Source organism: Streptomyces sp. NPDC059895 (genome assembly GCF_042731035.1).
Lineage (GTDB): Bacteria > Actinomycetota > Actinomycetes > Streptomycetales > Streptomycetaceae > Streptomyces.
In genome coordinates, this window is sequence record NZ_JBHWKO010000004.1 from 338491 (window position 1) to 362300 (window position 23810).

Below are 23810 nucleotides of genomic sequence, written 5' to 3' on the forward strand. Positions count from 1 at the left end.
GGGTCGCGCTGCGCCCGTCCCCCGCCCGGGTGGCACCCCGTCCGGCACCCTGTCCGGCACCCCGTCACCCGGGGGGACCGGCAGGACGGGCGCACCGGGCGGGCACGTGATCCGCTGGAGGCGTGCGCCTGCTGCCCCTGCCCGTCCGCCGCTTCGCCGCCTGGTGCGCCGTCATCCTGCTCGTCTCGGGCGTCGTCTACGTCGGGATCCTGCTGTGCGCGGAGCTGCGGACGGCCGTCGTGCCCGTGCTGCTCGCGCTGCTCGGCACCGCGCTGCTCGGGCCGTTCCACCGGCGGCTCGTCAAGGCGGGGGTGAACCGGTCGGTCTCCGCCGCCGTCACCTGTGTTGCGGTCCTGGCGGTGGTCGGCGGGGCCGTGTACATCGTCGTCGCCGCGATGGTCGACAGCGGGGACCAGATCGTCAGGTCGCTGAAGGACGCGGCGCGGGACCTCGCCCGGCACTTCGGGGCGGCCGGGACCTCGCTGGACGACATCGCGTCCAACGCCAGGGAGCTGCTGGGCAAGTTCGGCGGGACCGCCGCCTCCGGAGTCATCAGCGGGGTCAGCGTCGTGGGCGAGAGCATCGCCATGGCCGTCCTGGCGCTGCTGCTCGTCTTCTTCTTCCTGCGCGACTCCGACCGGGCCGTCGGCGCCCTGCGGGCGGTCGCGCCGCACGGGGGCGCGGACATCGCGGAGGCCATGGCCCGCAAGGCGTTCCGGGCCGTCGAGGGGTTCATGCGGGGGACGACGCTCATCGCGTTCATCGACGCCGTGTGCATCACCGTCGGGCTGCTCGTCCTCCGGGTGCCGGGGGCCGCGGGACTCGGGGCGCTCGTCTTCGTCGGGGCGTACATCCCCTACCTCGGCGCCTTCCTCTCCGGCGCCGTCGCCGTGCTCGTCGCGCTCGCCGACCGCGGCTTCGTCATCGCGCTGTGGACGCTCGGGGTGGTGCTCGCCGTGCAGGTGCTGGAGGGGCATGTGCTCCAGCCGATGATCCAGAGCCGGACCGTGCAGATGCATCCGGCGGTGGTGATGCTGACGATCACGGCGGGGGCGTCCGTCGCGGGGATCCTCGGCATGCTGCTGGCCGTACCCCTCACCGCGGCCGCCTTCGGGGTCGCGCACGAACTGCGGGAGCGCTATCCGGCGACCGCCGCCGGGGGCGACTCGTAGAGCTCGAACCAGATGCTCTTGCCCTCGCCCCGCGGCGCCACCCCCCACCCGTCCGCGAGGAGCTCGATGAGGACCAGGCCGCGGCCCGAGGAGGCCAGCTCACCGGGGCGGCGCTTGTGCGGCAGGTCGTCGCTGCTGTCGGTCACCTCGAACCGCATCCGCCGCTCGCCGGGATCGCCGGACACCTCGACGACCAGCAGCGCGTCGGTGTCGGTGTGCACGAGGACGTTCGTCAGCGTCTCGGAGACCAGCAGCACCGCCGAGTCGACCTGTTCCTCGGAGGGCCAGTCGTGCAGCAGCTCGCGCACCTCCCGCCGGGCCTCGGAGACCCGCTCCGGCTCGGCCTGCGCCACCGTCATCATGGTGCGCCGCACGGACGCCCGCAGGGGCACGGAGGCGCCGAGCTCGCAGCTGCCTCCCTGGCGGCAGACGAGGAGGAGGGCGATGTCGTCCTCCCGCCGGTCGGAGAACGGGCCGGGGGTGTGGTGGGACGACGGCCCGTGCACCGCTTGGACCAGGGCGTCCGCCAGCTCCTCCGGTCCGCCCTCGTGGGACTCCAGGATGTTGCGGACGCGCCGCCAGCCGGTGTCGAGGTCGTGCCCGCCGGTCTCCAGCAGCCCGTCGGTGCACATCATCAGCGCCTCGCCGGGTTCCAGGCCGAGGCGGGTGATGGGGTAGTCGGAGTCGGGGTCGATGCCCAGGGGCAGTCCGCCCGACGTGGCGCGGACCAGGACGGTGCCGTCGGCCAGCCGGACCGCCGGGTCGAGGTGCCCGGCCCGTGCGGTCTCCAGGACCCCGGTCACCGGGTCGACCTCCACGTACAGGCAGGTCGCGAAACGCAGGTCGGGGGCGGTGCCGGGCTCGTCGGTGTGGGTGAGGCCGTAGAGGAAGCGGGAGGCGCGGGAGAGGACGGCGTCGGGGCGGTGGCCCTCGGCGGCGTACGCCCGCAGGGCGATGCGCAGCTGGCCCATGAGGCCGGCGGCGCGCACGTCGTGCCCCTGCACGTCCCCGATGACCAGCGCGAACCTGCCCCCGGGCAGCGGGATCATGTCGTACCAGTCGCCGCCGACCTGGAGGCCGCCGCCGGTGGGGATGTAGCGGGCGGCGAGGGTCATGCCCGGTATCTCGGGGCCGAGCGTGGGCAGCATCGTGCGCTGGAGGCCGTCCGTCAGCTCCCGCTGGGTCTCGGCGGCCCCCGCCCGGGTGAGTGCCTGGGCGAGCATGCGGGCCACGGTGGTGAGCACGGACCGCTCGTCGGGGGTGAAGGCCACCGGATAGGCGAAGGCGGCCATCCAGGCGCCCATGGGGCGGCCCCCCACCATCAGCGGCAGGTAGGCCCAGGACTGGCGGCCGTAGTGCGCGATCCGCGGCCAGATGAGCGGGTAGCGCTCCCGGTACTGCTCGGGCGAGGACAGGTAGACGGCCCGGCCGGTGCGTATCGCCTCGGCCGCCGGATAGTCCGTCCGGAGGGCCAACTGGGTGAAGGGGGCGTCGTCGGGCCGTTGCCCGTGGTGGCCGATGATCGTCAGCCGGCCGCCCTCCACCCCGAAGAGCGTCAGGCCGTCCGGTGCGAAGCCCGGCATCGACAACCCCGCCGCGACCCGCAGCACCTCCTCCGTGGAACGGGCCTCCGCCAGCGCCCGGCCCGCGTCCAGCAGGAACGCCTCCCGCGAGCGCCGCCAGTCTCCGGTGACGGCGGTGCGGTCGGAGGGGGTCCCCGGACGCGGCTCGGTGACCTCCTGGAGGGTGCCGGTCAGCTCGTACGCCTTCTTCACCGGGTCGAACGACGGCTTGGAACGGCTGCGGACCACCCGGACGACCCGTCCGTGGTCGTCCACGATCCGGATACGGACCTCGGCGAGGGTGCCCTCCACGACGGCGAGCCGGACCACGCCCGTGATCTCGTTCCAGTCGACGGGGTGGAGGCGGGCGCGGGCCCGGGCCTCGGTGAGGACGGTCGCCTCGGCGGGCAGCCCGAGCAGCCGGGCCGCCTCGGCATCGACCGTGACCAGCCCGGTGGCCGTGCTCCAGCGCCACAGACCGGTCGCGAGGGAAGCGAGGACCTCCTCCACGGTGGGCAGGGGCTCACCAGTACGCATTGCCCCACTTTAAGAACACGCGAACGACGTGTGCCACTGATCGCGGTCCACGGGGGCACCGCTGATCGACGGCTGATCATCCTCGCCGTAAGTGGGGGGAGCCGAGGGTGGCCTGCCCGGTACGCTGGGGGTGTTTCACGTGAAACACCGGCCTGAAGCACTGGCCGAATCCACAGACCCCGATCCGCGAAGACTGGATGAACGACGATGCATCGGTACAGGTCCCACACCTGCGGCGAGCTCCGCGCCTCTGACGTCGGCACCGACGTCCGGCTGAGTGGCTGGCTGCACAATCGGCGCGACCTGGGCGGCATCCTCTTCATCGATCTGCGCGACCACTACGGCATCACGCAGCTGGTCGCCCGTCCCGGCACGCCCGCGTACGAGGCCCTCGACAAGCTGACCAAGGAGTCGACCGTCCGGGTCGACGGCAAGGTCGTCTCGCGTGGCACCGAGAACGTCAACGCGGACCTGCCCACCGGTGAGGTCGAGGTCGAGGTGGCCGAGGTCGAGCTGCTCGGCGCCGCCCAGCCGCTCCCCTTCACCATCAACACCGAGGACGGGGTCAACGAGGAGCGGCGCCTGGAGTACCGCTTCCTGGACCTGCGCCGCGAGCGCATGCACCGCAACATCATGCTGCGCACGGCGGTCATCTCGGCCATCCGGCACAAGATGGTGGCGCTCGGCTTCAACGAGATGGCGACGCCGATCCTCACCGCCACCTCGCCCGAGGGCGCCCGCGACTTCGTCGTCCCCTCCCGCCTGCACGCGGGCCGGTTCTACGCGCTCCCGCAGGCTCCGCAGCAGTTCAAGCAGCTGCTGATGATCTCCGGCTTCGACCGGTACTTCCAGATCGCGCCCTGTTTCCGGGACGAGGACGCCCGCGCCGACCGTTCGCCGGGCGAGTTCTACCAGCTCGACGTCGAGATGAGCTTCGTCGAGCAGGAGGACGTCTTCCAGCCGATCGAGAAGCTCATGACCGAGCTGTTCGAGGAGTTCGGCAACGGCCGTCACGTCACCTCCCCGTTCCCGCGGATCCCGTTCCGCGAGGCGATGCTGAAGTACGGCTCGGACAAGCCGGACCTGCGCGCCCAGCTGGAGCTGGTGGACATCACCGACGTCTTCGAGGGCTCGGAGTTCAAGGCGTTCGCCGGCAAGCACGTGCGCGCGCTGCCGGTGCCGGACGTCTCGTCCCAGCCCCGCAAGTTCTTCGACCAGCTCGGCGACTACGCGGTCGCGCAGGGCGCCAAGGGCCTGGCCTGGGTGCGTGTCGGCGATGACGGCGCCCTCTCCGGTCCGATCGCGAAGTTCCTCACCGAGGAGAACGTCGCGGAGCTCACCAAGCGGCTCGCCCTGGCCCCCGGCCACGCGGTCTTCTTCGGCGCCGGTGAGTTCGACGAGGTCTCGAAGATCATGGGCGCGGTGCGGGTCGAGGCCGCGAAGCGTGCCGGGCACTTCGAGGAGGACGTCTTCCGCTTCTGCTGGATCGTCGACTTCCCGATGTTCGAGAAGGACGAGGACACCGGCCGGATCGACTTCTCCCACAACCCGTTCTCGATGCCGCAGGGGGGCATGGAGGCGCTGGAGAACCAGGACCCGCTGGACATCCTGGCCTGGCAGTACGACATCGTCTGCAACGGCGTCGAGCTGTCCTCCGGCGCGATCCGGAACCACGAGCCGGACATCATGCTGAAGGCCTTCAACATCGCGGGCTACGACAACGAGACCGTCGAGCGCGAGTTCGCCGGCATGCTGCGCGCGTTCCGTTTCGGCGCCCCGCCGCACGGTGGCATCGCGCCGGGCGTCGACCGCATCGTGATGCTGCTGGCCGACGAGCCCAACATCCGCGAGACCATCGCCTTCCCGCTCAACGGCAACGCCCAGGATTTGATGATGGGCGCGCCGACCGAGCTGGACGAGACGCGTCTGCGCGAACTGCACCTGACGGTGCGCAAGCCCCAGCCGAAGTAGGCACGGCAGGCCCGGGAAATAAGGCAAGCCTTCAGAAGAGGCTTTTTGGGAAGGGACCTGAAATCGACGTCGATTTCAGGTCCCTTTCGCATGCGCGGCGAAAGGCGGCCGTTTTCTCAGCTCGCTGACAGGCTTCCTGCCTGGCTTCCAGCGCCATGACAGCCAATCAACAGCCTCAGCAGCGGACCGAAGCCCAGGAGCAGACCGAAGCCGGCGAGCTGACGCGCCGCAAAGTGGTCGCGGTCGGCGCGGGCGCCCTCGCCGTGGCGGGACTGGGCGGCAGCGCCTTTGCGACGAGCGCGTTCGCCGGTGACGGCGCGAGAACCGCCGACGACGCGGCCGACGCCGCTCTCTGCTACCGGCTGACCTCGGAGACGGTCGAGGGCCCGTACTGCATCGACGCCGACAAGATCCGCCGGGACATCACCGAGGACCGCGAGGGGATTCCCCTGCTCCCCGCCTCCCGCCCGGCGGCGGGCGTGACCGTCCGGACGGCCCGCCGGGACATCTCACCGGCGCCCCACAGGAATCCCGATGGAGCCCACAGCGGCCTGTCGTCTCATGGTGGAGACGGAACGGAACCGGACGGAACCGGACGGAGCCGACGAGAGTCGGCACAGGTCTGCCCGCAGGGAGGAAGCCACCATGGGGCTCATGATCGTGATCGCGGTACTGCTGATCGCCGGTGCGGTCGTCGGCGTGGTGGCCCTGCGCCGGGCACCCCGCCTCCGGCCCTCCTCGCACCTGTCCGACCTGGACGCCGAGGCGGAGGCGAACCAATGGCTCGTCCGCCTCGGCGGCGGCCTCGTCCCCACCGACGTCCGCGCCTGGGCCGAGGCGGACGAGGTGGCGGGACGGGCGTTGAGCCGTGCGGCGGAATGCCACCGCACGGCTCGCGCCCGGCTGGCGTCGGCGCGGACGGCCCAGGAGTACGGCGAGGTGACGCGGCTGGCCGGGGAGGGCCTGGACCACCTGCGCACGGCCCGCGCGGCACTGGGCGACGACCGGCCCCCGTCCGACGGCCGGACACCCACGCTCCGCCGCCCGGCCGAGGCGGGCGCGCGGTAGCTGATTTCACCGGGCAGCCGTCGCGCGGTTCCCTTTTCCCGTGCTTTACCCGGGACGGGAAATTGTTCAGGCCGTATGTGGATTTGGTGACGTGTTGTCGGCCGTCGGCTGAAAAGCTGTGTGTTTCCGGGTGGGCGGCGGTGAATTCATGGGACTGCACAGGCCTTTCCCATGTCTTAGACAGGCCCGCCTCCTAGTTTCCTGGCCCATGACGGGAAACATCGAGAACGACCAGGCACCCAAGCACAAACGTGATCTGACCCGCCGCAAGGTGGTGGTCGCGGGAGCCGGTGCGGCCGTGGCCGTCGGTGCGGGAGCCACGCTCGCCGCCGGTGCCTTCGCCGGGGAGACCGGCACGGCGAAGGGCGCTTCGGCGACCGGCACCGCCAGCGGTTCCGAGGTCTGTTACCGGCTCACCTCCGAGACCACCGAGGGCCCCTACTACATCGACGCGGACAAGCTCCGCCAGGACATCACCGAGGACAAGGAGGGCATCCCCCTCACCCTCGACATCAAGGTCATCGACTCCGAGACCTGCAAGCCGCTGCGCGACGTGGCCGTGGACATCTGGCACTGCGACGCGCTGGGCATCTACTCCGGCTACGAGAGCATGTCCACGGGCGGGGGCGGCATGCCGTCCGGCGCCCCCTCGGGCACCCCCACCGGTGAGCCGCCGACGGGTGCGCCGTCCGGCGGTACCGGCGGTGGCAGCATCCACTCGGAGCCCACCGACGACGAGCGGTACCTGCGCGGCACCTGGAAGACCGACAAGCAGGGCCGGGTCGCCTTCACGACCATCTTCCCCGGCTGGTACCAGGGCCGCTGCGTGCACATCCACACCAAGGTGCACGTGGACGGCGAGTGGACCGACGCCGGGTACGAGGGCGGGCACACCTGCCACACCGGCCAGTTCTTCTTCGACGAGGAATCGGTCCTCGCCTCCGGTGAGGTGGAGCCGTACTCCACCAGCACCACCGAGCGCACCACGCTCACCGAGGACACGATCTACGACCAGAGCGGCACCGCGGGCGGCCTGCTCACGCTCAAGTACGACAAGAAGAACATCGCCAAGGGTGTGCGGGCGTCGATCACGGTCGGCGTCGACCCGGACGCCACCCACGACGGCACCGACGACGCCGTCCAGCCGGGTGGCGGCGGCGCGACGGCGTCCCCGTCGTCCTCCGCTGGCTGATCCGGCGCGGACCGACGGCACCGGAACGACCCGCCGGCCGGTCCGGCCCGGCCGGTCCGGCGAGTCGACGCGGCCGGGGTGTACACGCCCCGGCCGCGTCGGCGTTCCACCGCCGGTCAGTTCTGGCGGCCCCGCGCGTGACGCCCGTGGCTCCGGCGGAAGCGGGCGGCGAAGGTGCGCAGACGGCCGCGGGAGGTGGGCGGCGGGACGTCCGGCAGTGGCCTTCCCGGCAGTGGCACGTCCGGTAGCGGTACGTGCGGCAGTGGCACGTGCGGCAGTGGCACGTGCGGCAGTGGCACGTGTGGGAAGGCGACGATCACCAGGCGCCGGGAGGGGACGGCGCCCGCCGGAGCGGGCAGTGTCCGCACCGGTGCGCTCGGACGGGCGGCGTGGTACACGGACGCGGTGCCCTGGCCGAGTCCGTAGGGCTCGGTGTTCCAGCCGCGGACATCGTGGCCGTCACCGGGGTCGTACGTGTCGTAGGAGGGCTGGCTGAGGGCGAACGGTGTCGTGTCGTACGACCCGTGCCCGTGGTCGTGCCCGTGGTCGTGGTCGTAGTCGTGGTCGTGGTCGTGGTCGTAGTCGTAGTCGTACAGGGCGGACCGGTCGTACGGGGTGGACGGCCAGTCGTACTGGGCGGCCGAGTAGCCGTACTGCGCGTCAGGGTCCGCGAAGTCCGCGATGACGGCCTGTGGCGCGAGGCTGTTCCACGACGGCAGCGTGTGCGTGGCCGGCTGGTGCGCCGTCGTCAGCGCGGCGAGCTTGTCGCGCTCCTCCCGCAGGATGACCAGGGCCCCCACCGCTTCCTCGCGGGCGACGTCGGCCCGCGTCGCCCGGTCGCGGGCGGCGGCCGCGTCGCCCTCCAGACGCTTCAGACGCGCGGCGAGACGCGCCTGGTCCGCCCGGTGTGACAGTTTCTGACGCCGGCGTTCCTCACGTTCGGTGTCCGCGGCACGGGCGCGCTCCTCGAGCCGTTCGGCGTGGCCGCGGTAGGCGTCGAGCAGTTCGTCCGTCATGAACCGGCGGTACAGGATGGGAGCGCAGCGCCGGAGCACCTCGATGTAGTCGAGCATGAGTGACTGGCGCTCCTTCTGGGACAGGGGCCGGCCGTCCCGCGCCAGCAGGTCGAGGAGGAGCGCGACCTCCCTGTGCCGCGGTGTCCGAGTGCCCTGGGCGACGGCTGACAGCGCGGCCGGGGTCACCCCGTCGTCCGGTTCCCCGTCGGGGAGAAGGGGGCGCAGCCGGCCGCAGAGGGCGTCGAAGTCGCCGCCCAGCGGGGTGAGGACGCTCGCCCGCAGCCGGGCGGCGAACCGCTGGACGGCGGCGGTGGTCTCGGGGGCGGCCTCCGACGTCTCCTCCCGCAGCGCGTCGTACCACAGCGCCTCGATCCTGGACCAGACGCGCTGCTCCTCCTCGGGCGACCGCGTGTCGTCCAGCCGCACCAGGTGGAGCACGACGGCGCGGAGCGTGTCCAGCCTCGTCCGCTGCTTGGCGCGGAGGATGACGGAGATCGTCTGACGGCTGGCGGTCGCTTCCTTCTCGTCCGCTCTGACAAGGTTCTCGATCCGGCGCAGCGACGGGTTTCCCGCGGACGCCCGTAGGGCCGCCACCTCCCGGGCGACGCGGTGGAGCGCGCCCTGTGGCTCCTGGTCGTCCGGCGCCCCTGCCGTCATGGCCGCGGCTCCTCCGCTGTGTCAAGGCTGTGTCAGATGAGAGGGCCAGAGCATCCCATATGTCAGCCGTTCGGCAGACGGCGCACGGGGGCGTGTGTCAGAGCGCGACGGCGGAAGATCTGCCCCGTCAGACGCGTCAGTGCCCCTGCCCGTGGGTGTCGACTGGAGAGACCGGCTGGTCATCGGTGGGCCGGTCGGCCGAGACCGGGCCGCGCTTCCTGCTGCCTGCTGGTCCGCGACGGCCCGGTCTCTCCCACCCACTTCATTCAAAGGGGCGATATGTTCAAGCTACGGCGGACGTCTTCGCGGGGAGCCGTTACCCGGCAAAGCGGTGGCCGGGAGGCGGCTCTGCGGTACCGTTCCTCCTTCCTCTGCGCCCTCGGGCTGCTGTGTCTCGCCGCCGGGCCGGCGACGGCCGCCTCCCCGACACCCGCACGGGCCTCGGTGACGGCATCGGCACCGTCACCGTCACCGTCACCGTCACCGGCACCGGTTCCGGTGACGGCGGAGCACTCACTGGTGCGCGACGCCTTGCCGGAGTTCCTCGGTTCGCTCGGTGCGGGTGTCCTGCTCGCGGTGGCGGGGGTCGGCGTCAACCGGTTCAGGGCGCGGCGGACGGCGGCGCGGGGCGAGGGGGCGGCGGGGCCCGTGGTGCCGGACGGGGATCAGGCACCGGGCGGGAGGTGAGCCGTCGGGAAGTGAGCCGTCGGGAAGTGAGCCGTCGGGAAGTGAGCCGTCGGGTGGTGAGCCGTCGGGTGGTCAGGTGCCGGGTGGTGATCCGTCGGGTGGTCAGGTGCCGGGCGGTCAGATGCCGGGCGGTGGTCAGGTGTCGTACGTGCCGTCCCACGGCGCGGCGAAGGCCAGGCGGTCCGGGTAGAGCTCGGCCCAGGTCTCGTCCTCGTCCTTTCGGACCAGCAGGCCGAACACGACGTTCTCGTGGGTGACCTGGAACGGACGGATCGCGATGTCCGTGTAGGACCGGCCCGGGAGGCTGCGCAGCAGGTGGGCCAGGCGGACGCGGGCGCGGGTGAGGACCGAGTCCTCGCCGTGCGGGTCGCGCAGGTGGTCGGCCCAGGTGCCGGCGCACCGGATCTGCGAGTCGCGGTAGCGGCCGTCGGCGTCGAAGGTGTGGAGCACCGTGTAGAGGCGTTTGTGCTCTTCCCACCCCTCGTCGAGACCGAATCCCTCGGGGAAGGCGTAGGTGATCGACGCGAGGAACTGACCGTCCGCGTACCGGCCGATGGACTCGGTGCGGTGCTTCGGCCGGTAGCCGATCGGGATCACGTCGGGGACTGCCATGGCGAAAACCATACGGGTTGGCGGGAACATGACGACACGCGGGCCCCGGGCATCGGGGGACGCGGGGGCCGGAACGGGTGGGCCCGGGAAGCCGTACGCTTCCCGGGCCCTGTGCGCCGCGGCCCGACGGCCTACGCGGTGGGCTTCTCCTCCAGGCGCGGGAAGAGCACCGCGCCCTTGGTGACCGTGGAACCGGCGGGCAGCCGGCCCCACACGCCGGCCTCCTGCACCCGCTGCTCGGCGAGCGCGCCCAGGGTCGCCTCGGCGCCCAGGGAGTCCCAGAGCTTCTGGGAGGTCTCCGGCATGACGGGGTTGAGCAGGACGGCGACCGCGCGGAGCGACTCGGCGGCCGTGTACAGGATGGTGGCGAGACGGGCCTTGCCCTCGTCCGAGGTGTCCTTGGCCACCTTCCACGGCTCCTGCTCCGTGATGTAGCCGTTGACCTGCTTGACGAAGTCGAAGACGGCCAGGATGCCGCCCTGGAAGTCCAGCTCGTCGCCGATCTTCCGGTCGGCCTCGGCGACCGCCTTGGCCAGCCCGTCGTGCAGCGCCTTCTCGGCCTCGCCGTCGGCGGTGGCCTCGGGCAGCCGGCCGTCGAAGTACTTGCCGACCATGGCGGCGACGCGGGAGGCGAGGTTGCCGTAGTCGTTCGCCAGCTCGCTGGTGTACCGGGCGGAGAAGTCCTCCCAGGAGAAGGAGCCGTCCTGACCGAAGGCGATCGCGCGCAGGAAGTACCAGCGGTAGGCGTCCACGCCGAAGTGCGAGGTGAGGTCCTGCGGCTTGATGCCGGTCAGGTTCGACTTCGACATCTTCTCGCCGCCGACCATCAGCCAGCCGTTCGCGGCGACCTTGCCGGGCAGGGGCAGGCCCTGCGCCATCAGCATCGCCGGCCAGATCACCGCGTGGAAGCGGAGGATGTCCTTGCCGACCAGGTGGACGTCGGCCGGGAAGGTGGCCTCGAACTTCTCCTCGTTCTCGTTGTAGCCGACCGCCGTGGCGTAGTTCAGCAGCGCGTCGACCCACACGTAGATCACGTGCTTGGTGTCCCAGGGGATCGGGATGCCCCAGTCGAACGTCGAGCGGGAGATGGAGAGGTCCTGCAGCCCCTGCCGGACGAAGTTCATGACCTCGTTGCGCGCGGACTCGGGCTGGATGAAGCCGGGGTTCGCCTCGTAGTGGGCGAGGAGCTTCTCGCCGTACGCGCTCAGCTTGAAGAAGTAGTTCTCCTCGCTGAGGATCTCCACCGGCTTCTTGTGGATCGGGCAGAGCTTCTGCCCCGCGAAGTCGCCCTCGCCGTCGAGCAGCTCGCCGGGGAGCTTGTACTCCTCGCAGCCCACGCAGTACGGGCCCTCGTAGCCGCCCTTGTAGATCTCGCCCTTGTCGTACAGGTCCTGCACGAACTCCTGGACGCGGTCGGTGTGCCGCTTCTGCGTGGTGCGGATGAAGTCGTCGTTCGCGACCTCGAGGTGCTCCCAGAGGGGGCGCCAGGCCTCGTCGACGAGCTTGTCCGCCCACTCCTGCGGGGTGACGCCGTTGGCCTCGGCCGTGCGCATGATCTTCTGACCGTGCTCGTCCGTGCCGGTGAGGTACCACACCTTCTCGCCGCGCTGACGGTGCCAGCGCGTGAGCACGTCCCCTGCGACGGTCGTGTAGGCGTGGCCCAGGTGAGGAGCGTCGTTGACGTAGTAGATGGGGGTCGAGACGTAGTAAGCCTTCGTCCCCTGCTTCTCGGTTCCAGTGGCCGCCATGCCCGGAATCCTACTGGCCCGGCGAAGGTCCACTCACATGCGTTTCGGGGGGCGGACGGGGCCTGGGCGGCGGTCCGTCCACCCCCCGGGTGGCGTGTGGGGCGGGTGCGGTGGGGTGCGGGTGGCTTGCGGGTGCGGGGCGGGTGGTTACGGGCGCCAGGACGCCAGGACGCCCTCGTACAGCTCCTGGTCCGTGAGCTCCCGCGGGGTGGGGCCCGCGTGGAAGAACGCCGTGTTGGGGGTCTTCAGCTTGCGGAGGTAGTCGAAGGCCTTGTTGTCGTGCTCGCCGAACGCGACGAAGGAGAAGAAGACCGTGGGGTGGTTCTTCGCGGCGTCGGTGAGGGACTGGGTGGCGGGGGTCTTGGCGTCCGGCGCGCCGTCCGTCTGGAAGATCACCAGTGCGGGTGACTGCGCCGATGCCCGGTGCCGCTCGTGGTGGGACACGACGGCCTCCACTGCGGCGTGGTAGCTGGTACGGCCCATGCGGCCGAGGCCTGCGTGCAGCTCGTCGATCCTGTTCTCCGGGTCGGCCGGGGTGAGGTCGGCGGTGCCGTCGACCTCCGTCGAGAAGAAGACGACGTGGACCTTGGGCTCCGTGCCCTCCGGGGTGAGGTGGGCGGCGAGGGCGAGGGTCTGGTCGGCGAGGGCCTGGGCGGAGCCGTCCTTGTAGTACGGGCGCATGGACGCGGAGCGGTCGAGGACGAGGTAGACGTCGGCGTGGGTGCCGGCGAGGTTCAGTTTCGCGAGGGTGCCTCGGGGGGTGCCGGGGGTGGCGGAGGTGCCGGGGGCGGCGGGGGCGGCGGGGGCGGCGGGGGCGGCGGGTGCGGTCGCCTCCTCGGCCTCCGCCGTCTCCTCGGCCTTCGCCGTCTCCTCGGCCTCCGCCGTGTCGGCCGGCTCCGCCGTGTCGGCCGGCTCCGCCGGGGCGGGATCCGTGACGGGCTCGGGCTTCTCGGCGACGGGCTCCGGCTCGGGGGCCGGCTTCTCGGCGACGGGCTCGGGCGCGGGCTCGGTCTCCGGGGCGGCTGCCGGGACGGGCTCTTCGGCGGGCGCCGTCTCGGCCTCGGGCGTGACCTCCTCGGCGGCGGGCGCCGTCTCGGGTTCGGCCTGCGGTTCTGCCGTGGGCTCCTCGGCGACCGGCTCGGTCGCGGTGGCGGGCTCCGGGGTGGCGGGCTCTTCGGCGGCGGGTGTTGTCTCGTGCTCGGGCTGCGGCTCCTCCGTAGGCTCCTCGGCGACCGGCTTCGTCTCCGGTGCGGCCTCCGGCTCGACGGTGGCCTCCGGGGCCTCCGGGGCAACCTGGGGCTCGGCCTCCTGCACCGCCTCTTCGGCGACCGGCTCGGCCTCCGTCTCGGTGGAGGACGCGTCGGTCGTCTCCCTCGCGTCGGACTCGATGTCCGGTGTGGCCTTCTCCGCGACCGCCGTCGGCTCGACCTCGGCCTCCGGCGTGACCTCGTCCGCGACCGGTGTCGGCTCCTCCGCGTCCGTTGCGGGCTCCTCTGCCGCCGGGGTGGCCTCAGCTGCGACCGGAGCGGGTTCCTCCGCGTCTGCAGCGGTCTCCTCCGCGACCGGAGCGGCCTCCTCGGCCACCGGGGTGGCCTCAGCCGCAGCCGGAGCGGGTTCCTCCGCAGCCGGAGCGGGCTCCTCCGCAGCCGGAGCGGGCTCCTCCGCAGCCGGAGCGGGTTCCTCCGCGTCGGCAGTGGGCCCCTCCGCGACCGCAGCGGCCTCCTCGGTCACCGCAGCCCGCTCCTCCACGGCCGGAGCCCGCTCCTCCGTCACCGGAGCCGCCTCCGCCTCCCCCGCCGTCGGCTCCTCAGCCGTCGGAGCCGTCGGGGCCGTCGGAGCCGTAGGCTCCGCCTCCCCCGGCGTCCCCGGCGCGTTCTCCGGCTTCGCCGTCGCGGAGGGGGTGTCCTCTGTCGGGCGGGACGGCTTGGGGACCGTTACGTTGTCGAAGGCTGCTGCGACCAGGTCGTGTTCGGTGTCGGCCGCGGTGCGGGGCTCGGGGACGTGGGGGGTGGGGGCGGCCGGTTCGGTCGTCGGGGGTGTGGCGGGGGCCTCCTGCGCCTGCGCGGGGGGCTCCTGCGCCGGCGCTTCCTGCCTCGGCGCCTCCTGCGAAGGAACCCGTTCCGCACCCTCTGCCTCGGCCGTGCGCGTCTTGCGTGAGCGGCCGAACGCGTTCCGCAGGAGAGTGAGAATGCCCATATGCGCAACCCTTCGCGTGAGTTGATGCCCGTAAATCCCTGGCCAGGACGGACACGTAAGGTTAGCGGCCCCGAGCGGTGATCTTGGGGAGGGGTGAGTGAGCGGTGGGCAGGTGTGTCAACACCGCCTCGGCGTTCCGTCAACCTCCTTGTGGCAGTCGGGGATTCACCCGCCGTTCACTCAGCGTCAGCGCTTCCGCACATATGTACCCCTACCGTCACGGTCACACCATGGGCACGCAAGGGGAGAGTAAAGGTGCGCAAGCTTCTGCCGCTGATCGGTACGCCGTCCCAGTCGCATCCGGGCGGACGATCCGCCATGACCTGTCGTTTCCGGTGTGGTGACGCCTGCTTCCACGAGGTGCCCAACACCAGCGGCAACGAGTACGTCGGTGACGTCATCGCCGGCGCCCTGAGCCGCCGCTCGATGATGCGCGCCGCCGCCGTCGTCACCGTCGCGGGCGCCGCCGGAGCGACGGGTGTCGCCGGGGCGCGTCCGGCCGCCGCGGCGGCCCAGGAGTCGACCGCGGCCTCCGCGGCCTCCGCGGCGCAGAAGACCTCGAAACCGGGCAAGGCCGCGAAGGGGCTGCGCTACAGCAGCGTCGCGCCGAACACGACCGACGCCGTGGTCGTCCCGGAGGGGTACGGGCAGAACGTCGTGATCCGCTGGGGCGAGCCCATCCTGCGGGGTGCGCCGGCCTTCGACCCGGAGAACCAGACGCCGGCCGCCCAGGCGGCCCAGTTCGGCTACAACAACGACTTCCTCGCGCTGCTGCCGCTGCCCGGCGAGCGCAACCGGCAGCTGCTCGTCGCCAACCACGAGTACACCGACGAGATCCTGATGTTCCGGGGGTACGACGCCGCCAACCCGACCCGGCAGCAGGTGGAGATCGCCTGGGCCGCGCACGGCCTGTCCGCCGTCGTCGTGGAGGAGGACCGGAAGACCGGCAAGCTCGTCGCGGTCCCCCGGCACTCGCTGAACCGGCGCGTCACCGCCACCACCGAGTTCCGTCTGACCGGCCCCGCCGCCGGCTCCGACCTGCTGAAGACGTCCGCCGACCCGACGGGCACCAAGGTGCTCGGCACGCTCAACAACTGCTCCGGCGGCACCACCCCGTGGGGCACCACCCTGCACGGCGAGGAGAACTTCAACCAGTACTTCGCCAACAGCAGCCGGACGACGGACAAGCGGTACGGCATCGGCACCGGCACCACCGAGCGCAAGTGGGAACGGTTCGACAAGCGGTTCGACGTCGCCCAGGAGCCGAACGAGGTGCACCGGTTCGGGTACGTCGTCGAGTTCGACCCGTACGACCCGACGTCCACGCCCCGCAAGCACACCGCCCTGGGCCGGTTCAAGCACGAGGCCGCGACCGTGCGGCTGACCTCCGACGGCCGGCCCGTCGTCTACACCGGTGACGACGAGCGCTTCGACTACTTCTACAAGTTCGTCGGCAGCAAGCGGATGAAGCACGGCAGCTCCCGCGCCGTCCGCGAGCACAACCTCTCGCTGCTCGACGAGGGCACCCTGTACGTCGCCAGGCTCACCGGCGACTCCCCGGCCGCCGAGATCGACGGCACCGGCACGCTGCCGGCCGACGGCGAGTTCGACGGCAGCGGCGAGTGGATCCCGCTGGCGACCGCCACCGCCAAGGGCGCCGTCTCGCACGTCGAGGGCATGACCGCGGAGGAGGTCTTCGTCTTCACGCGGCTCGCCGGTGACAAGGTCGGCGCGACGAAGATGGACCGCCCCGAGGACATCGAGCCCAGCCCGGTCACCGGCAAGGTGTACGTCGCCCTCACCAACAACTCCAACCGCGGTGTCGGCTCGAACGCCAAGGCGGACGAGGCCAACCCGCGCAACGCCAACAAGCACGGGCACGTCCTGGAGCTGACCGAGCGCCGCAACCGCGCGGAGGCGACGGAGTTCGCCTGGTCGCTGTTCCTCGTCGCGGGCGACCCGGAGGACCCGGCGACGTACTTCGCGGGCTTCCCGAAGGACTCCGTCAGCCCGATCTCCTGCCCGGACAACGTGGCCTTCGACCCGCACGGCAACCTGTGGATCTCCACGGACGGCGCGCAGCTCGGCTCGCACGACGGTCTGTTCGGTGTGGCGACGCGCGGTGCGCGGCGCGGCGAGCTGAAGCAGTTCCTCACCGTGCCGACCGGCGCCGAGACCTGCGGCCCGCTCATCCAGGACCGCCGCGTCCTGGTGGCCGTCCAGCACCCGGGTGAGGTCGACGGCGCGTCGGTGGAGAAGCCGGCCAGCACCTGGCCGGACGGCGCCGGCAAGATCGTCCGCCCGGCGGTCGTGGCCGTGTGGCGCCAGGACGGCGAGGACATCGGCGTCTAGCTCCCTCCAGGCTGTGCCGACCGCGCTCCACCGCCCCGGGTCAGCGGGGCCGGTGGAGCGTGAGGTCCACCAGCAGGGAGCGGTGGTCGGTGCCGGGCAGGTCGAGGAAGCGGGCGCGGCGCGCGGAGAACTCCCCGGAGACGAGGACGTGGTCGATCTGGGCGCCGAAGGCGGGCGTGGTCCGGGCCGGCCAGCTGGGCTCGCGGTGCGCCCCGGCGAGGCGGGCGGCGTCGTGCAGCCCGGTGTCCAGGACGCGGCGGAACGCGGCGTGGTCCTGGGAGGCGTTGAAGTCCCCGGCGAGGATCAGCGGCCCGTCGGCGCGGTGCGCGGCGGCGAAGTCCGCCAGCCGGCCGAGCTCCCGCTTCCACAGGGCGACCTGGCGGGGCAGCGGCGGCTTGGGGTGCGCGAGCTGGAGCCGTACGGCGTGCCCGTGGATGTCGGCGACCGCCCCGGGCATGCCCATCCGGCCGGGCACGCCCGCGGTCGGTGTGAGCGGGAACCGGCTGAGGACGACCGACCCGACCGAGGTGTCCCCCGGCACGGCCCGCCGGTGCGGATAGCCGCGCCCCAGCTCCCGCGCCACCGCCGCCTGACAGCCGTACTCGCACTCCTCGACGAACACCAGGTCGGGCCGCTCCCGTCGCACGGCGGCGATCAGCGCGTCGGTCGCCTGTCCGAACTCGACGTTGGAGGTGAGGACGCGCACCCGGGCGACCGGCACCCCCTCGGGCCGGCCCTCCTTCCCGTACGGCTCGATGAACCAGGCGAGCAGTGCGAGCAGGACGACCCCCCACACGAGCCCGGTCCACCAGCGCGCGAGCAGGGACAGCGCCAGCCCGATCCCGGTCGGCACGAGCAGCCACGGCAGGAACGCGAGGAGCTGCGGTACGGGGGTGAAGGCGTCGGTGTCCGCGGCCCGGCACCCCACGACCACGCTCACCCCGGCGCACAGCGCCCCCGCGCACCAGCGCCCGAACAGCGCCCGACGCCGCCGCCCGTCGGGCACGTCAGCGGAACTCCCGTACGCCCTCGATGCGTCCGACGATGTGCGCGTTGAACTCATCCAGTTCCTCCGCCGGCACCCACAGCCCCAGGATGCTCTCTCCCCCGGCCTGCCGTACGGGATACCAGGGATTACCCGCCGACCAGCCCTGCCACCCGATCCGTGGAACGTTCTCCGGTCCGTCCGGTTCCGTCGACGCGTGCGAGGAGGTCCGCCAGGGCCGCGTTGAACTCCTGAGGGCGTTCCAGGTTCGGCATGTGCGCGCAGCCCTCGACGACCCGGAGCTCGGAGTCCGGCACCAGGGCGTGCAGGGCCTGCGCGTCGGAGACCGGGGTGAACTCGTCGTCCGCGCCGACGACGATCAGGGTGGGGACGGTGAGGCGGGCCAGGAGGGGGCGGTAGTCGGGGCGTTCGGCGCGGCCGCGCAGGGCGGCGGCGGCTCCCTCGGGGGGTGTGGCCGCCATCATGCGGTGGACGTGGGCCCGGACCCGGGCGTCGGCGTCGGGGGCGACCATCTTGTCCAGGACCTCGTCGGCGTAGCCGCGCATGCCCTCCCGCAGCAGACGGTCGGCCGTCTCGTGGCGTGCGGTCCTCCCTGCGGGTGTCTCGGGGGACGCGAAGGTGTCGGCGAGGACCAGGCCGCGCACCCGGTCCCCGAAGCGGGCGCAGCACTCCATCGCGATCTGGCCGCCCATCGACAGACCGGCCAGCACGAAGGCGTCCACCCCCAGGTCGTCCAGGAGTTCCTCGATGTCCCGGGCGAAGCGGGACAGGGGGGTGACGCCCGGGGTGACGGGGGAGGCGCCGTAGCCGCGCAGGTCGGGGGCGATGACACGGCGGCCGGTGGCGAAGGCCTCCGTCTGCGGGGTCCACATGGTGTGGTCGAAGGGGTGGCCGTGGACGAGGACGAGCGGCGTACGGGCGGGATCGGTGCCTTTGTCCACGTATGAGAGGAAGGGTGCCATGGCGTCGACAGTAGGTCCGCTCAACTCCTCGGTGCAATAAGATCTTTGCCCTCGGTGCAATGTCATGGTCACGGGTGAGGGTCGGGGCACGGACAGGGACGGGGACGGGGACAGGGACAGGGACAGGGACAGGGACAGGGACAGGGACGGGAGGTGGGCCTCGTGGAGGACTATCGGCGGATGGCCGACCGGGTGGCCGACGACATCGCCGCCGGGCGGCTCGTGCCCGGTCAGCGGCTGCCGCCGCAGCGGTGGTTCGCGCGGCGGCACCGGATCGCCGCCTCGACGGCCGGGCGGGTCTACGGCGAACTCGTGCGGCGGGGGCTGGTGGTGGGCGAGGTCGGCCGCGGCACCTTCGTACGGGCCGCGCCGGCCGTCGGGCAGGGGCGGGCGCTGGTCGAGACGGCGACGGCGGCCCCGGTCAACATGGAGCTCAACTACCCTTCCGCCGAGGGCCAGTCGGAGCTGCTCGCGCCGGCGCTCGCGCCCCTGCTGCGGCCCGATGTGCTGGGCGAGGCGATGCGGCCGGCCGCCGTCGACGGCACCCCCGCCGCCCGCGCGGCCGCGGCCGGTCTGCTCGGCCTCCCGGGCTGGCGCCCGGACCCGGGGCGGTTCCTCTTCACGGGCAACGCCCGCCAGGCCATCACCGCCGCGCTCGCCTCCCTGGTCCGGCCCGGCGGCCGGGTGGGCGTGGAGGAGCTGACGTATCCGCTGGTCAAGGAGATCGCCGCCCGGCTGGGGATCGTGCTGGTGCCGGTGCCCGGTGACGCCGAGGGCCTGCGGCCGGACGCCCTCGCCGACGCCCACCGCGCGGCCCCGCTCTCCGCCCTCTACCTCCAGCCCGCCCTGCACAACCCGACGTCGCTGACGACGAGCGAGCGGCGGCTGGTGGAGCTGGCGCGGCTGGCCGGCGAGCTGTCCCTCCCCGTGGTCGAGGACCGCATCTGGTCCTTCCTCCGGCCGGACGCCACTCCGCTCGCCGCCCACGCCCCCGACCTGACCCATGTCGTCGACGGCCTGTCCAAGCGGGTCGCGCCGGGGCTGACCGTCGGTTTCCTCGTCGTGCCGGAGCACCGGGTCGAGGCGGTGGCCGGCGCGGTGCGGTCCGGGGGGTGGAGCGCGGGGCGGTTCGCGCTGGAGGCGTCCGTACGGTGGGCCGGGGACGGGACCGTGGCGCGGCTGGTGGCGGCCAAGCGGGCCGACGCGGCGCGCCGGCAGCGGCTCCTCGCGACGCACCTGCGCGGCTTCGCCGTACGGACCGATCCGCACGCCTACTTCGCCTGGTGGGAGCTGCCCGCGCCCTGGCGGGCGGACACCTTCACCGCCGCGGCCGCCGCCCGCGGCATCGCCGTCACCCCGGGCACCGCCTTCGCCGTCGCCGCACACCGCACCCCGAGCGCGGTCAGGCTCGGGCTCGCGTCGGCGGCGGAGGGGGAGCTGGGGCGGGCGCTGGGCGTTCTGGCGGAGGTGGCGCGGGGGGCGTGACCGAGGCGAGCCGTGGTCGGCGTGACCGAGGTGAGCAGAGGTCAGGGGGCAGAGGTCAGGGGGGCAGAGGTCAGGGGGCCGGGGCGTGGGGCCGGGGCGGTGTGGGGCCGGGGCGTGTGTGCGGGGGCTCAGCCGAGGCGGCTGGGCGGGTGCGTGAGCGGTGCCTGGGGCGGATGCGGGGGCGGGGGTGGGGTTCCGGGGGCCGGGGGTGCCGGGGCGGGCGTGGCCGGCGGCCGGCGGGAGGCCGCCGTACGGCGGACCCGGATCTGCCGGGTGAGCCACACCGCGCCCGCCACCGTCAGGCCCGCCGCCAGCAGCAGCCAGGACACCGTGCGCAGGGTCGAGGTGAGGGCGTCGTAGACGGCGGCCGCGGCCGGGCGGTGGGTCTGGTCGGGGAGGTCCCCGAGGGTCAGCCGGCGGCCTAGCGCCACCGCCAGGCCCAGGAACGCGCCGCCGAGGGCCGTGCCGAGGGCGGTGGCGGTGAGGGCGCGGCGGCGGCGCACCGCGACGCCGATGCCCGTGGCGGCCAGGGCCACCGCCGCGACCGGAAGCCAGAAACCGGCGATGTCGAGCACGTGGTAGCCCTTCCGGAGCGTGGCCAGGTCGTCCGCCGGGAGCAGGGCGACGCTGGTGTGCCGGATCGGCACCTTCTCGGCGAACGGCACCCGGTCGGCGACGAGCTGCGCCTTGAGACGGGTGGTCACCGGAGCCAGGTCCACGGAGATCCCGCGGGCGCGTTCGTCGTGCAGCGCCGTCATGACGGCCTTGTGCGCCTCCTCGTTGCCCGCGTCCCACGCCCTGCGGTAGGCGCGGGTCCGGGTGAAGGAGCGCACCGCGTCGTGCACGAAGGGCGTCACCTCGGGGTGCAGGGGGCGGTGGCGGTCGGTGGCGGCCTCCCGCAGGATGCCGGCGGCCACCGCGTCCACGACCTCGTCCCGGACGGCGGGGTCGGAGGCCAGCGGGGCCATCGTGGTGACGTAACGGCCCGTGTCCGTCAGGCCGTACGCGGCCCAGGCCGCCAACGCGCCGAAGGGCAGCAGGAGGCAGGCCAGGGCGATGGAGACGGCCGAGACGGCGGTTCGCAGGCGTCGGGACACGTCCTCAGACAACGGGAGCGGCGGCGGGTGCGCCAGCGGGGCTGGGCCGCCCGGGTGACGGCCGCCCACGGACGGCCGGTCGGCCCGCTGTCCGCGCAGGTGGCACGCGGTTCGGCGGTCTCCGGTGGAGGGTTCACCCGAACGGGTGTCTCATGGATCAGGGGAGAAGGAGGCGATGATGCGCACCACTGCGATCCTGCGGGCTCTGGCCGCGGTCCTGCTCACCGGTGGAGCCCTCGCCGCCACGGCGGCGGGCACCACGGCGGCGGCAGCCCCGCAGGCCACCGCCGAGGCACGAGCGGCCGGCGTCGGTTGCCTGGTCCTGGGGCACGACTGGAGTGCCACCCTCGCCGACGCCTTCAGTTACTCGAGCTCCTGGACCATCGGCGTCTGCGAGGCCTCCGTTGATACGTCCGGTACCTCGTCGGGCGAGTGGGAGTGGACCCCACTGGCCCGGTGAGTGGAGGGATGAGGGAAGTGGGCCCCGGCGGGGAACCGCCGGGGCCCACGCATGTCCGCGTGTCCTTGCGCGTCAGTCGAGACGCGTCAGCCGATACGGTGCCCCTCCGCGTCCTCGTGCGTGTAGTACCGGTAGAACAGCACCGCGAAGACGCCCGCCGCGATCACCAGTGCGATGCTCGCCGAGTAGAGCACGCTCGCGCCGGTCTGGTTGATCAGGAAGCCCAGCGCGCAGCCGGCGAACGCCGCCCACAGCAGGGCGTGCACTTCACGCCGCATGCGGGAGGCCAGGGTGCGTACGGCGGCGTACAGCCCGATGAACACGAGCGCGGTCACGAAGCCGAACAGGATGTTCCAGCCGGTGACCGGGCCGCCGTGGCGCTGGTTGGCGGCGGCCCAGTAGCCGTAGACCAGCCCCATGGTGACGGGCACCGCCCACTTCGCGATCAGGTGGGTCCGCGCGCCGAAGACGTCGGGTGTCGTGGTGGTGACGGTGGACGTGGGCCGCACGCTCGGTGCGGGTGCCGCATGAGCCATGAGAGCACTCCTCTCTCCTCGCCCCCGGTTTCCAGGGCACACCTGGGCGCGGGCGGTGGCAAGTCGGCACGTCGGCCCCCCGGCCGCCCTCCGTGGAAGCGTGCGGCCTGCGGGGATGCGTGCGGCCTCCGCCCGTGTTTCGCTGACCTCATGAAGCGGGGCCAGGGGCTGCTCGACCGCCACCCGCGGACCCGGCGCCGGGACGTCCCGCACCGCCGGCGGCGGCTGCTGCGGATCCGCGGCCGCAGCGTCACCTGGCTGGTGCCGCTGGTGACGCTGGTCGTCATCGCCGTCGTCGACTACAACACCACCGGCGAGTTCCGGATCGTCTCCTGGTGCGTGTTCGTCGCCGCGATCGCCGCCGTCCTGTGCGGGGTGTGGACGACGGCCCTCTTCGCGGTCCTCGCGCTCCTGACGTACGTGGAGGCGGACCGGGCCTGGCCCGACCAGTACCGGTCGGGTCCGGCCGACTTCGTCCTCGTCCTCGTCGGCGGGGTCCTCTCCGTCCTCGCCGCCGCCGTGCGGGTGCGCAACGAGCGGCGGATGCTGCACATGCGGCACGTCGCCGAGACCACCCGCCGTACCGTGCTGCGCCCGCTGCCGCCCGGCTGGGGCGGCCTCGACCACGCGGCGGTGTACCTCGCCGCCGACGCCGACGCCCGCGTGGGCGGCGACTTCTACGACATCCAGCCCGGCCCGCACGGCACCCGTGTCCTCCTCGGCGACGTCCAGGGCAAGGGGCTGGGCGCGGTGGAGGCGGCGGCCGCGCTGCTGGGCACCTTCCGCGAGGCCGCCTACCACGAGCCGGACCTGGCGACGGTCGCCGACCGGCTGGAGACCCGGATGCGGCGCCACCGCGACCACACCGTCGCCCTCGGCCGCGACGACGGCGACCGCTTCGCGACGGCCGTGCTGATCGGCTTCCCGCGGGGCCGGCCCGAGCGCGGGAACGAACGCGGGAACGACGGCGGGAACGAGGGCGGGAACGAGGGCGGGGGCCCGGCTCGGGGCGAGGGAGGAGGGGAACGGGCGCCGGGTGCCGCTGCTCCTACCTCCTCCTCCGCCTCCACTGCCTCCTCCTCCGCCACTGCCGCTTCCACCGCCGCCACTGCCGCCTCCGCCTCCATCGCCTCCTCCTCCGCCACAGCTGTCGGCGCCGTCGAGATCGTCGGTTTCGGCCACGAGGCGCCGCTCGCGGTCGGCCCCGAGGGCGTACGGTCCCTGCCGCAGGGCGAGGGACTCCCCCTCGGCCTGGGCGAACTCACCGGCGGCCTGCCGCACGTCCTGCGCGCCGCCCTGGCCCGTGAGGAGACCCTGCTGCTGGTCACCGACGGGGTCACCGAGGCCCGTGACGCCGCCGGCGCCTTCTTCCCGCTCGCCGCCGACATCGCCGCGGCCCTAGTAGGACTCCGTTAGGTTGCTCTGGCTCTTGGGTTCTGGCTGGTGGCGGAGGTTCTGGGCAGGGGGCGGTGGCAGGTGGTGCAGGTGCCGGTC

Annotated in this window: 18 protein-coding genes; 9 read left to right on the forward strand and 9 right to left on the reverse strand. The window is 72.9% G+C overall.

What is annotated here, in order from left to right:
• Positions 1–122 precede the first annotated feature (122 nt).
• Complete coding sequence (locus ACFV9M_RS07350) at positions 123–1172, forward strand: AI-2E family transporter (protein WP_385069466.1); 1050 nt, start codon at positions 123–125, stop codon at positions 1170–1172.
• On the opposite strand, the gene ACFV9M_RS07355 is transcribed toward ACFV9M_RS07350, so the two are convergent.
• Positions 1139–3271, reverse strand: a complete 2133-nt coding sequence (locus tag ACFV9M_RS07355; protein WP_385069467.1) for a SpoIIE family protein phosphatase — start codon at positions 3269–3271, stop codon at positions 1139–1141. The two genes, ACFV9M_RS07350 and ACFV9M_RS07355, sit on opposite strands and share 34 nt — an antisense overlap.
• 207 nt (positions 3272–3478) lie before the next feature.
• Here ACFV9M_RS07355 and aspS point away from each other — a divergent pair, with 207 nt between their 5' ends.
• The 3 genes from aspS to ACFV9M_RS07370 all read left to right on the forward strand — a co-directional run bounded on the left by aspS (position 3479) and on the right by ACFV9M_RS07370 (position 7502).
• On the forward strand, positions 3479–5242 hold the full coding sequence (gene aspS, locus ACFV9M_RS07360; RefSeq protein ID WP_385069469.1) for an aspartate--tRNA ligase: 1764 nt from the start codon (positions 3479–3481) through the stop codon (positions 5240–5242).
• A 645-nt stretch (positions 5243–5887) separates the two neighbouring features.
• The gene (locus ACFV9M_RS07365; protein ID WP_385069470.1) at positions 5888–6310 is read left to right on the forward strand and encodes a hypothetical protein; all 423 of its coding nucleotides are present in this window, start codon (positions 5888–5890) and stop codon (positions 6308–6310) included.
• Between the two features lie 208 nt (positions 6311–6518).
• On the forward strand, positions 6519–7502 hold the full coding sequence (locus tag ACFV9M_RS07370; protein WP_385069472.1) for an intradiol ring-cleavage dioxygenase: 984 nt from the start codon (positions 6519–6521) through the stop codon (positions 7500–7502).
• Between the two features lie 116 nt (positions 7503–7618).
• Here ACFV9M_RS07370 and ACFV9M_RS07375 read toward each other — a convergent pair whose 3' ends face one another.
• Entirely contained in the window at positions 7619–9175 is a 1557-nt protein-coding gene (locus ACFV9M_RS07375; RefSeq protein ID WP_385069473.1) for a hypothetical protein, read from the reverse strand.
• Positions 9176–9694: 519 nt separating this feature from the next.
• On the opposite strand from ACFV9M_RS07375, the gene ACFV9M_RS07380 reads away from it, so the two are divergent.
• A complete protein-coding gene (locus tag ACFV9M_RS07380) occupies positions 9695–9862 on the forward strand; it encodes a hypothetical protein (protein WP_385102354.1) in 168 nt (55 codons plus the stop codon).
• A 135-nt stretch (positions 9863–9997) separates the two neighbouring features.
• Here ACFV9M_RS07380 and ACFV9M_RS07385 read toward each other — a convergent pair whose 3' ends face one another.
• The 3 genes from ACFV9M_RS07385 to ACFV9M_RS07395 form a co-directional block, all read right to left on the reverse strand.
• Positions 9998–10474, reverse strand: a complete 477-nt coding sequence (locus tag ACFV9M_RS07385; RefSeq protein WP_385069474.1) for a hypothetical protein — start codon at positions 10472–10474, stop codon at positions 9998–10000.
• Between the two features lie 131 nt (positions 10475–10605).
• A complete protein-coding gene (metG, locus tag ACFV9M_RS07390) occupies positions 10606–12222 on the reverse strand; it encodes a methionine--tRNA ligase (RefSeq protein WP_385069475.1) in 1617 nt (538 codons plus the stop codon).
• A 147-nt stretch (positions 12223–12369) separates the two neighbouring features.
• Positions 12370–14418 carry a VWA domain-containing protein gene (locus tag ACFV9M_RS07395; protein ID WP_385069476.1) on the reverse strand — a complete coding sequence of 683 codons (2049 nt, stop codon included), beginning with the start codon at positions 14416–14418 and terminating at the stop codon, positions 12370–12372.
• A gap of 255 nt (positions 14419–14673) precedes the next feature.
• On the opposite strand from ACFV9M_RS07395, the gene ACFV9M_RS07400 reads away from it, so the two are divergent.
• Entirely contained in the window at positions 14674–16770 is a 2097-nt protein-coding gene (locus tag ACFV9M_RS07400) for a PhoX family protein (RefSeq protein ID WP_385069478.1), read from the forward strand.
• A gap of 40 nt (positions 16771–16810) precedes the next feature.
• Here ACFV9M_RS07400 and ACFV9M_RS07405 read toward each other — a convergent pair whose 3' ends face one another.
• Both ACFV9M_RS07405 and ACFV9M_RS07410 read right to left on the reverse strand, forming a co-directional pair.
• Positions 16811–17833: an endonuclease/exonuclease/phosphatase family protein gene (locus tag ACFV9M_RS07405; protein ID WP_385069479.1), complete on the reverse strand. Its 1023-nt coding sequence runs from the start codon at positions 17831–17833 to the stop codon at positions 16811–16813.
• Between the two features lie 71 nt (positions 17834–17904).
• On the reverse strand, positions 17905–18738 hold the full coding sequence (locus ACFV9M_RS07410) for an alpha/beta fold hydrolase (protein ID WP_385069480.1): 834 nt from the start codon (positions 18736–18738) through the stop codon (positions 17905–17907).
• A gap of 162 nt (positions 18739–18900) precedes the next feature.
• Between ACFV9M_RS07410 and ACFV9M_RS07415 the strand changes: the two genes are divergently transcribed.
• On the forward strand, positions 18901–20223 hold the full coding sequence (locus ACFV9M_RS07415; protein ID WP_385069481.1) for a PLP-dependent aminotransferase family protein: 1323 nt from the start codon (positions 18901–18903) through the stop codon (positions 20221–20223).
• Between the two features lie 128 nt (positions 20224–20351).
• Here ACFV9M_RS07415 and ACFV9M_RS07420 read toward each other — a convergent pair whose 3' ends face one another.
• Positions 20352–21320 (reverse strand): hypothetical protein, encoded by a 969-nt coding sequence (locus tag ACFV9M_RS07420; protein WP_385069483.1) that lies wholly within the window; start codon positions 21318–21320, stop codon positions 20352–20354.
• Between the two features lie 178 nt (positions 21321–21498).
• Here ACFV9M_RS07420 and ACFV9M_RS07425 point away from each other — a divergent pair, with 178 nt between their 5' ends.
• The gene (locus ACFV9M_RS07425) at positions 21499–21780 is read left to right on the forward strand and encodes a hypothetical protein (RefSeq protein ID WP_385069484.1); all 282 of its coding nucleotides are present in this window, start codon (positions 21499–21501) and stop codon (positions 21778–21780) included.
• Positions 21781–21866: 86 nt separating this feature from the next.
• On the opposite strand, the gene ACFV9M_RS07430 is transcribed toward ACFV9M_RS07425, so the two are convergent.
• Positions 21867–22316 (reverse strand): hypothetical protein, encoded by a 450-nt coding sequence (locus tag ACFV9M_RS07430; RefSeq protein WP_385069486.1) that lies wholly within the window; start codon positions 22314–22316, stop codon positions 21867–21869.
• 150 nt (positions 22317–22466) lie between these two features.
• Here ACFV9M_RS07430 and ACFV9M_RS07435 point away from each other — a divergent pair, with 150 nt between their 5' ends.
• Positions 22467–23732, forward strand: coding sequence for a SpoIIE family protein phosphatase (locus ACFV9M_RS07435; RefSeq protein ID WP_385069487.1), 1266 nt, complete (start codon positions 22467–22469; stop codon positions 23730–23732).
• The last annotated feature ends 78 nt before the right edge of the window (positions 23733–23810 follow it).